Annotated in this window: 1 protein-coding gene; it reads right to left on the bottom strand. The window is 46.8% G+C overall.

Annotated features, from left to right (window positions below; all coding sequences use genetic code 11):
- Positions 1 to 87 precede the first annotated feature (87 nt).
- Complete coding sequence (locus HZY94_RS09090) at positions 88 to 1,527, bottom strand: Cof-type HAD-IIB family hydrolase (protein ID WP_179925880.1); 1,440 nt, start codon at positions 1,525 to 1,527, stop codon at positions 88 to 90.
- Between the last annotated feature and the right edge of the window lie 48 nt (positions 1,528 to 1,575).

Below are 1,575 nucleotides of genomic sequence, written 5' to 3'. Positions count from 1 at the left end.
CCATATGATTCTCCTAATGTTGGTTTGGTCACTATTCATTATAGGTCATATGGGGCTTTTTTTGTACCTCAAAAAGCCCTATAATCCCTATTTTGGGTCGTTACCCACTATAGAAATTATAGAGCCAGCTTTTTGCTCAGCCTCTTTTTGACTGTGGTGTTTGTGGTAGGCCCTTTTTTGGCGTTCCAGTTCCTTCTTGATGCCAGGCTCAGGAGCATATTTTTCTTCCCAATCGTCTGGTTTCAAAATTTTATGGGTTTGGCTATCAAAATGGGCTTTGCCGTCTGGAAACATTTTGCCCATATTAGCCTGGTGGACCAGGTCAAAAATCGGGGCAGGGTCTACTCCCATAAGAACAAAATGACCATAAGTGAAATAGAGGAGATCCGCCAAAGCATCTGTCTGCTTGACCAAATCCACTTGTGGTTCTCCTGCTTTAGCACTGACTTTCTCCTGGGCTTGGTCAATAGCTTGGTGCAGTTGGTTAATGGTTGCCTCAAACTCGGCGGGAGAAGCACTAGCTGCATGAACAAACTCGACCAGCTCCTCAATCGTAAAGGCTGCCCGATAACCAGCATCCTGGCAAGCCCAAGGGCGTGGATCCTCCTGCGTCCGCTGATCCATCAAACCATGGAACTGCTTAACCTTATTAAAGCTGGTATCCTGACTGACAAAAATCGGCTCTTGGCCTAAAAAACCGAAATAGGACAGGGCCTCATGGATTCCATCTTCGGTATTGGAGCTGGTCGTGTGCTGGGCCACTTTTTTAATCCGACTAGAACCATTCCCCATGGCAATCGACAAACCAACTCCCGACAACATTTCAAAATCATTGTCCGAGTCTCCAAAAGCCATAACCTGATCTAAGTCAAAACCAAACTCCTGGCCTAAAAGTCGAATCCCCTCCAATTTGGACATGCCCTGGCTAATAATGTCTGAAGCATAGGGACTGGAGCGGGTAAATTTCAAGTGGGGAAACTGTTGGGCAACTTCCTTGCCCTCTGTACTGGTTGCCAGCATCAAAATTTGGTAAATAGGCTCTCTCGCCAAGGCCTCCAACTCCTGATAATCCTGGGGCACAAAGCGACTCACAACCTTATTAAAAGACTGGGTAACCAGGCTAGATAGCTTGGACGGTATCAAGCGATGCAAGCCTTGGGTCAAGGAGGACATGCCAAAAGACATAATCCGGGACCCCAGCATCCCATCTGCACGCCCCAGCGCAATCTCCTTGCCGTGTTCTTTAGCATAGGCTAGGACTTCTGCCACTTCCTGTTTAGAGAGGGTTTGCGCATAAAGCAGGCCACTGGGACTGAAAATATACTGGCCATTATAGGTCACAGCAAAATCCAATTTCAGTTCCTCCATAAATTCCTGCACAAAGAAAGGTCCCCGACCAGTCGCCAGTCCCACCAGGATGCCTTGTTTTTTCAGCGATGCAATCGCCTGTTTGGTCGACTTGAGAACTTGGCGGCTATCATTGACCAAGGTCCCGTCGATATCAAAAAAAACTGCTTTTATGTCCATTCTAGCCCTCTTTATCTGTCCTTTCCTTCCTTTTATTTTATCATAATC

Source organism: Streptococcus danieliae (genome assembly GCF_013415245.1).
In the GTDB taxonomy this organism is placed as follows: domain Bacteria; phylum Bacillota; class Bacilli; order Lactobacillales; family Streptococcaceae; genus Streptococcus; species Streptococcus danieliae_A.
This window is presented reverse-complemented; position numbering and strand designations above follow the sequence as displayed.